General features: G+C 45.1%; 9 protein-coding genes. 5 read left to right on the top strand and 4 right to left on the bottom strand.

Annotated elements, in window-relative coordinates:
* Positions 1-125 precede the first annotated feature (125 nt).
* A complete protein-coding gene (locus tag ACLFWI_RS22790; RefSeq protein WP_446414825.1) occupies positions 126-722 on the bottom strand; it encodes a TetR/AcrR family transcriptional regulator in 597 nt (198 codons plus the stop codon).
* 309 nt (positions 723-1031) lie between these two features.
* Here ACLFWI_RS22790 and ACLFWI_RS22795 point away from each other — a divergent pair, with 309 nt between their 5' ends.
* The 4 genes from ACLFWI_RS22795 (at position 1032) to ACLFWI_RS22810 (ending at position 3787) form a co-directional block, all read left to right on the top strand.
* Positions 1032-2246, top strand: coding sequence for an NAD(P)/FAD-dependent oxidoreductase (locus ACLFWI_RS22795; RefSeq protein ID WP_446414826.1), 1215 nt, complete (start codon positions 1032-1034; stop codon positions 2244-2246).
* A 105-nt stretch (positions 2247-2351) separates the two neighbouring features.
* Positions 2352-2474, top strand: coding sequence for a hypothetical protein (locus ACLFWI_RS22800; RefSeq protein ID WP_446414827.1), 123 nt, complete (start codon positions 2352-2354; stop codon positions 2472-2474).
* Positions 2416-3471: an S-methyl-5-thioribose-1-phosphate isomerase gene (mtnA, locus tag ACLFWI_RS22805; protein ID WP_446414828.1), complete on the top strand. Its 1056-nt coding sequence runs from the start codon at positions 2416-2418 to the stop codon at positions 3469-3471. Before ACLFWI_RS22800 ends, mtnA begins: the two co-directional genes overlap by 59 nt.
* Before the next feature lie 124 nt (positions 3472-3595).
* A complete protein-coding gene (locus tag ACLFWI_RS22810; RefSeq protein ID WP_446414829.1) occupies positions 3596-3787 on the top strand; it encodes a hypothetical protein in 192 nt (63 codons plus the stop codon).
* 69 nt (positions 3788-3856) lie between these two features.
* Here ACLFWI_RS22810 and ACLFWI_RS22815 read toward each other — a convergent pair whose 3' ends face one another.
* Both ACLFWI_RS22815 and ACLFWI_RS22820 read right to left on the bottom strand, forming a co-directional pair.
* Positions 3857-4351, bottom strand: coding sequence for an FxLYD domain-containing protein (locus ACLFWI_RS22815; RefSeq protein ID WP_446414830.1), 495 nt, complete (start codon positions 4349-4351; stop codon positions 3857-3859).
* Between the two features lie 57 nt (positions 4352-4408).
* Complete coding sequence (locus ACLFWI_RS22820; protein WP_446414831.1) at positions 4409-6127, bottom strand: flavin monoamine oxidase family protein; 1719 nt, start codon at positions 6125-6127, stop codon at positions 4409-4411.
* Positions 6128-6381: 254 nt separating this feature from the next.
* On the opposite strand from ACLFWI_RS22820, the gene ACLFWI_RS22825 reads away from it, so the two are divergent.
* A complete protein-coding gene (locus tag ACLFWI_RS22825; RefSeq protein ID WP_446414832.1) occupies positions 6382-6948 on the top strand; it encodes a PEP-CTERM sorting domain-containing protein in 567 nt (188 codons plus the stop codon).
* Between the two features lie 413 nt (positions 6949-7361).
* Here the strand turns inward: ACLFWI_RS22825 and ACLFWI_RS22830 are convergent.
* The coding region (locus tag ACLFWI_RS22830) for a hypothetical protein (protein WP_446414833.1) at positions 7362-7647 on the bottom strand (286 nt) is incomplete at its 5' end.

Genomic DNA, 7647 nt, shown 5'->3' on the forward strand with positions numbered 1-7647 from the left:
GGAATCTGTAGGGGCGGGTTTAGGGACTAAATTCAGATATTCACCGATAAATGAAAAACAAAACCCGCCCTAATCTCAACCGCTAAATTTGACCAATGATAAACTTATCACGGAAACCATTCGTCTCAGGGCGGTGATAAAACTTGGACAGCCGAGTTCGATAAAACCAAGTCAACTAACTGGTCAATTAAACGGTCTTGTTCAATTGACAAAATTGACTTTCCGTGCATAACCTCTTGAAAAAGTACCAAGGAAGACATAGAACTCAAAAAAATATAAGCAATCACCTCCGGATCACCAATATGCCAATCTGGATGGGACTCAAAATACTGCTTCAGATTATGACGTTCTTCCCCAATAAATCGGCGGATAAACAATTGTGCTAAGTGCGGAAAATGACCAGATTCAGCAATCAATAAACGTAGAAACGCCGCGTACTCTGGATTATTCAGTTTCGCTAGAAATGCCTCTGCCAATCTCCGTAACCCTGCGGCTGGCTCATCCGACAGGTCAGAATTAAACTCAAGCTGAAATTGCTCACAGATGAACTGTTCCACCAATTCGATAAATAATCCTTCTTTTGATTGAAAATGATTGTAAATGGTATGCTTAGATACGTCTGCTTCGGCGGCGATCTGATCCATACTTGTTTCCCTATAGCCATGCTGGATAAAAAGTTGCATAGCGGCTTGGGCAATTTGCTCGCGTTTAGATGGTTTCATACATACTTCTGGAATGGTTTATTTGTTCCTCAGTTGCATTTCGTAGCTCAAAAGTCCCTCTCCTGCTTAAGATGAAAGGGGGGAGTAGGTTAGTCATTCAGGACTGAGCAATATTTCAACTGATCATCGAGGATGTATAGCTATCGCCAAATCCTCTTTAAGCGCAGTAACAGATGGATAGGGTAAAGGAGTAGGACGGAAAGGAAGCAAGTTTTCCATTTACCCTTTGCCAAAAAAAATTAACGGTTACTACTAAACGGGCAACCTGGTATGAGAGACTGGAATCATGACACCCTTTACTAATATAGTATGCGAAAATTCGATGTTGTAGTAGTCGGCGCAGGTCCAGCCGGGGGACATTGTGCAAGGTGGTTAGCTAAATCCGGTTATCAGGTTTTGTTGGTCGAACAGCATGAAACCTTTGAGAAAAATGATTTTTCCAGTGCGGCTACGCCATTAGAAACCTTAGAAAAATTTGACTTACCTGAGGATGTTGTCGGCAGTTTTTGGCATAATCTAGTCATTGTTACTACAAATTTAACCCGAAATTGGGATGCTCCGCAAACCTTAGGGGCTGTTTTAAATTTCGCCAAGTTGAGACAATTTCTGGCTGATGAAGTGAAATCTTATGGCAGTGAGGTTTGGCTGGGATGTCGATATGTCAGATATGCCCAAAAACAGGGCGAGACGTTGGTTGAACTGAAGCCGCGAGGGGGTGAAGCCATTACTGTCACCACCCAGGTGCTAGTGGATGCTACAGGACCCGCTAGAGCGGTTATGTATAGGAAAGAAAGTGAGAAACCTGCGTTCCTAAAGCCGTCTGGGATTGAATATTTAATTGAAGTCTCAGATGATGATTATGATAAGTATACTAATTCTCTCTGGTTTTTCTTGGGACATAAATGGATGCCAAAAGGCTATTCTTGGATTTTTCCCATGGAGAAGCCTCGGTTAAAGGTAGGGGCGGCATCTTATCGATTAGACCACCAAATTATTAATCAAACTGAATCGATTCGATATTATATTGATTTACTTATTCATGAGCATATACAAGCCCAAGACTATAGGATAATCGATATTCATGGGTCAACGCTGCACTATTCCAGTGGACTGAGGGATATTTACTATCGCGATAATATTATTGCCATTGGGGATGCGGTATCGATGGTGAACCTTTTGGGCGGAGAAGGGATTCGCCATGCCATGCATTGTGCCGAAATCGCTGGCAAGCATATTCAGCAGTATTTAAAGGGTCAATCAGCCAGTTTTCAAAATTATCAAAAAGAAATCCATCAAAAATTTCATCGAATCTGGAATTTGTCAGAAAAGATTGGCATGAAGCGCTATTTGATTGAAAGCGACAACAAAATTGATGAAGGCGTCTTTTATCTAACTCCTCTAGAGACTCAAGAGATGATGGATATTCTCTTTTACTATAAATTTAATAAACTCTCCAAGAGTTTATTCGTTTACCTGATCCGAAAAATTCGCTCCTGGTTGAAAGCCAAATATGTAATGAAGTAGAAATAATGACTGATGAGGCGGAGTCACGGAAGGGATGTATCCAACTTTACAAAAGACCAAGGACATAGCTTGCTTCTCAAGGGAAGCGAGAATGACAAAGGACAAATGACGAATGAACAAAACAAGTTAAACTATAGTCAGTTTCCCACGTTAACTCCCATTAGTAACCATGCCCAGCAATCCGGTGTATCCCATAGTTTGGCGCGACGATCGCGTGCTACTGATTGACCAAACCCGTTTACCCCAAAACTATGCCGTCGTTGAAATTAAGTGCTGTGAGGATATGGCACGGGCAATTAGAACCATGATTGTCCGAGGGGCGCCGGCGATTGGTGTGGCGGCGGCTTACGGGATATACTTGGGAGCGCGAGACATTAAAACAGACGATCGCGAGACGTTTGTCACTGAACTCGAAGAGGTTGCCAAACTCCTGCGCCAGACTCGCCCGACAGCGGTAAATCTATTTTGGGCGATCGCCCGGATGTTGAAAACTGCCCATGAAACAATTGGTTCGGTGGATCAGTTAAAAACGGCATTGTTAGTAACCGCCCAAGCGATTCAGGTTGAAGATTTAGAGATCTGTAAAGCGATCGGGGATAATGGGTTGGCAGCTATGCCTGCGACTCCAGAAAAATTATGTATTCTGACCTATTGCAATGCGGGTTCCCTAGCCACAGCCGGCTACGGTACAGCCTTGGGAGTCGTGCGTTCAATCTGGCGCGAGAAGCGGTTAGCCAGAATTTATGCATCTGAAACTCGTCCTCGGTTGCAAGGGGCAAAACTGACGGCTTGGGAATGTGTGCAAGAGGGAATCCCAGTAACGTTGATTACCGATAATATGGCAGCCCATTGTATGAATCGGGGATTGATTGATGCCGTAGTGGTGGGTGCAGACAGAATTGCCGCCAATGGAGATACGGCAAATAAAATTGGCACTTATAGTGTGGCATTACTCGCCAAGGCACATAATATTCCCTTCTTTGTCGCCGCCCCCCTATCTACGGTTGATTTTGAGTTACCCACAGGGGATTTAATTCCGATTGAAGAACGCCATCCCTCAGAAATTTATCAAATCGGTGAGACGGTGACTTGTCCCACGGGGGTGGAGTTTTATAATCCAGGGTTTGATGTCACGCCTGCCGAGTTAATTTCAGCCATTATTACCGAAAAAGGGGCGATGCGTCCAGAAGAGTTGCAGCAATTTCGCGTGAAGCAGTTGGCTTGATGGTTGGGTTGACCGGGATTTACTGGAAATGGTGCAAGATTATCGGTACGCTGGAGAACTTGCCACACTGATCATAAATCCTAAGTAATATATCGACAGACGGGATTTGTATAAACCCAGACGAGTGCCTGAAGTCTGGTTCTGGAAATCCGATCAGATGAGGATATTCTCTCTGGGCGCTTCTCTAGAGTACGAAGAGGTGAACCGTAGTCCCTTTTTCCCCGATTTGGATAAGGCGTTGTTGTTACGCTACATTGCTTATCCTGATCAGTATGATGCCGTAAACGAATTTATTCAAGCTATCCGCAGTCGTTGAGGGCAATCGTAATCCGGAATATCGGGTTTTCATTGGAGATGTGGAACTCACAGGTAGAAAAAATTAAAATCAGTTGTCAGTTGCTTCCGTATCACTCCACTCGACATGAGTAACATTGACTTCGACACCGGGGACAACCATTCCCTTAAATGAAGCCGTTTTTCCTGGAGGAACTATTGTCGGTTCAGCATAAATGAATCCATTATCAATTGGGTTTCCTTGCTTATCCAGGACTTGATAATTGACTCTGACGAGTTGAACCGGATCGCAAGTTCGATTGGTTACTTGACCGATAAGAGAATTACCGTTGTAATTAACCTGACTTACAGACATTCCATCAGCCTCGGAAATACAACGACTGGTAGCGGCTTCGGGTTGGGTTTGACACAAATGACTCAGATCAAGTATCCTGCCATCTCCAGTTTCCATATAACAAACTGGGGCATCAAACGGCTGGATTAACCCTTCTGGATCAGGGGTATCGGCTAATAGGGGACGATTGAAAATTATTCCTGGCAGTAGTAAGGCAAGATGAGCGATGAAAAATGAACTCAGTTTAAGCATACTTTCCGCTTCTGTCTACATTCACTTGACTCTGAACTTTGGCTGGAAACATAAATCTTACCGACGCGGCTGAAGCTGCTGCAGACGCTGTAGGCGCTGTTGCCGTCGCAGTTTCCGTTGCTGCCGATCAAAGGGACGAAAGCGATCGCGCCTTAGGGGTACGCGGTTGATTCGAATCCTCTGTGAAGCCCCACTCGGTGACAAATTTAAATCATCCAGGATTTGAGTCGCAGCCATTTCACCTGTTTCACAACCTCCTTCCATGAAACCCCAAAATTCTAAGGAACAGTGTTCACCAGCAAAAAAGAGATTACCCACGCGCTCTGGCTGTACACCGTATAGTTGAGTATATTGTCCCACTAAATAGGTGGAATACGACCCACGAGAGTATTGTTCACCTGACCAGTAGGCACGAACAGCACCAGGTAGCCTGATTGCACTAATGCCAGGGAATACCTGCTCTAACTGAGGGACAAATCGTTGGGCGTGAAATTCCGGCGTTGCAGTTCCCAGGACTAGACCTTGGCGACCGCCAGTATAATTTTCCACTAAACCTTCAGAACCAGGAGCAAAGGGGGTAGCTTCCCTGGTACTTTGAAACGGTAAGTCCGTGTAGACCTTACAGTTTGAGTTATAGCGATCGCGCCATAATCGGCTCTGATAGCCCGTAAATAATTTGGAGTTAGTCCCATAACCCTGAGTATTGATCGCTAGCTTTTTCGCTGGTGGTAAATCAATCCGGAGATCGAGGGTACGCAGTACGCTAAAAGGCAAGGTCAACAAAACTCGTTCGTACTTGCGCTCAAAGGTTCTACCTTCAGAGCGCAAGCTTACTCGATAGCGCCCATCCGACAGTTGACTCAGGGACTCTAAAGCTACCCCAGTTTCTATCGAATCGGTGAGGAGTTCTGCCAATCGGCGCGGAATTTGATTGTTGCCTCCTTCAATCTGATAGCGCTCGTCGTATACACCGTAAAGAGCAAATTCACCCGGTTCAGTACCTATGTTGTAGAGGAGATTAATCGAGGACTGCTCTTGCACCTCTACGCCTTCCCACAGCACATACGCCACATCAAGTATCTTGCGGATCGTTGGTGTTGTTGGTAAACGTTCTAAATACTCGCTGAGTGAAATTCTGTCTAAAGTTTCTGTCGGCGGATCAGGTATAGCATAGCTTTCAAAATTCTCAATTGCCTCTAAATCCGTTTCAATCTGCTCAGCCGCAGGGATAAAGTCTTGAATAAGTTTTTCCAGGGGAACTCGGCGTCCTTCAAAGAAAAAAGTTTCCGGTATCAATCCTTCAAAGACCTCGAACAGGTCGATGAGTTTGAAACCAAGTTCCGCTGCCAAACGTTGCATACAAAAATCACCCGTGTTGATATATTCGCCCCCTAACTCGGCTAGAGTGTTAGTCCCAGCCGCGTTAGGCATGCTCCGAATCCGACCTCCGACTTGATTCCTTGCTTCGATGACATCCACGGGAACTCCATCTTGCTGCAAGCGATAGGCGGCGGTCAATCCAGCAATTCCTGCACCCACCACTAAGACTGGGGAGACTCCGGGTTGAGCAACAGCACGATGTCCATCCCGCCGAAAGGTCGTAGCCGCCGTTGCTCCAGCTAAGGCTAAACCACCTTGTAGTAAACGGCGACGAGAGGTTTTGGCTTTCAGATTCAGGTTGCCAATGACCTCGGCAGGGGGAATACCTGTTTTTCTGGATATCTGAGCAACTCTGTAGGCTTGACGCAGGATTTTAATCAAGGGAGATTTCGCCATTTTTTTACCCTTACCCGTATAAAAAGCGAGTTATTTATGATGATTTTTTTGATGACTGTATGATATCTACTAACTATATGGGGGTAGGGTAACGCTTGTATATAAAATTTTGTAAAGATTTTTGACGACTTTAGGCAGATTTTGTAAAGATTTGTTCTTCCCCAGCCGTTATGATGTTAGAGCTTTACGATAAAACTAATACGCAGATTCAAATTTTATATCATATTGCCACAGAGCCAAATTGGAGGGATAGGGTGAAGAACTACCAAAAATTAGCGGTTGCTACGGCTGGAGTAGCTTTGAGCTTTGCCACAATCGAGGCTAACTCAGCACAAGCGGCGATCATTACCTACGATTTCACGGTGGATGTGACCACAGGTTCATTGACCGATACCCAATATCAGGGGTTTTTCAGCTATGATGACTCGACCCTAACCGCAAGTGGGGTCGAATCGGTGGGAATTGCAGAGGGATTGTCTATATCCTTTGACTTTTTAGGGGTTACCTATACTGAAGCTGATGACGATCTAGTTGACTTTGGTTTTCCCTTGGTCGAATTTAACCAGGGAAGCCTAGTGGGATTGCAATATACAGTCTCGAATAACGCCATTTTCTCCATATTTGGCGACAATCCCAATGGCTTGGGAGGAGGAGACCAGTTTAACTATATCGATGAAACCTCCTTTGAGGTGGGTAATGGTAGTGTCACCTACTCGTTGCGTCCCGCCTCGGTTTCTGTACCAGAACCTAGCGCTGTTTTTGGGCTTGGCGTTTTGGGGTTTGGCTGGTTGGTGAGAAACAAGTTTGGGCTTCGTCGTTGATTGTTCATCGTTGATTGCGGATTGCGATGAACTATGAACCATCAACCATGAAGTTGACTTAGTGTTGAAGGGCGATGTGCAATTCCCCATATACGAAAAACCTCAGCGCTTTCTGTGAAAGGCTGAGGACAAGTATCAGGGTGTATGCTTTTCTCCTTCAGGCAGAGTTATTTGGTTGATGACTGCATCTGGAGTCTTGCTACTTATTATATTGGCTCATAAGCTAGACGATCTTCTAGATCAGTTCTGACGCACTTTGCTCTTGATCTAAAACTGATCTTGACAAAATAGCTATTTGTCATTCTTCATTTGTCATTCGTCCTACTTGCTCCTTTGAGAAGCATGCTACGTCCTTTGTCTCAAATCTAAACGACAAGAGGGCGGGTTTTGTTGATAAGTTATCGGTATACCCGTCAATTAACCTGAAGTTCCCCCAACCAAAAAATCAAAACTGCCTCACCGTGCGGCTTTCCGCGATTTTTTAGCCGCCGTACATGGGTACAATCGCTGAAACCCTGATGTGGCGTGGGTTTCAACCGATCTCTTGTCATATTGCAAAAATACCGCGTTGGCGGAGCCTGTTCCGAAGGAACGTATCGCGGTATTTTGGCAAGGGCTACATGGGTACGGGTTTTGAGGGGTTGAGCGCTAAAACCACCACGGAATAAGGCTTTAGCCTGGGTATAGTACATCCGCACG

The sequence above is a fragment of the Coleofasciculus sp. genome, from assembly GCF_046539235.1.
Taxonomy (GTDB): domain Bacteria; phylum Cyanobacteriota; class Cyanobacteriia; order Cyanobacteriales; family Coleofasciculaceae; genus Coleofasciculus.

Bases quoted from the DNA above. Each gene is read 5' to 3' on its own strand.
- ACLFWI_RS22790 (WP_446414825.1), bottom strand. From the start codon at position 722: ATGAAACCATCTAAACGCGAGCAAATTGCCCAAGCCGCTATGCAACTT.
- ACLFWI_RS22820 (WP_446414831.1), bottom strand. From the start codon at position 6,127: ATGGCGAAATCTCCCTTGATTAAAATCCTGCGTCAAGCCTACAGAGTT.
- ACLFWI_RS22800 (WP_446414827.1), top strand. From the start codon at position 2,352: ATGACGAATGAACAAAACAAGTTAAACTATAGTCAGTTTCCCACGTTA.
- mtnA (WP_446414828.1), top strand. From the start codon at position 2,416: ATGCCCAGCAATCCGGTGTATCCCATAGTTTGGCGCGACGATCGCGTG.
- ACLFWI_RS22795 (WP_446414826.1), top strand. From the start codon at position 1,032: ATGCGAAAATTCGATGTTGTAGTAGTCGGCGCAGGTCCAGCCGGGGGA.
- ACLFWI_RS22815 (WP_446414830.1), bottom strand. From the start codon at position 4,351: ATGCTTAAACTGAGTTCATTTTTCATCGCTCATCTTGCCTTACTACTG.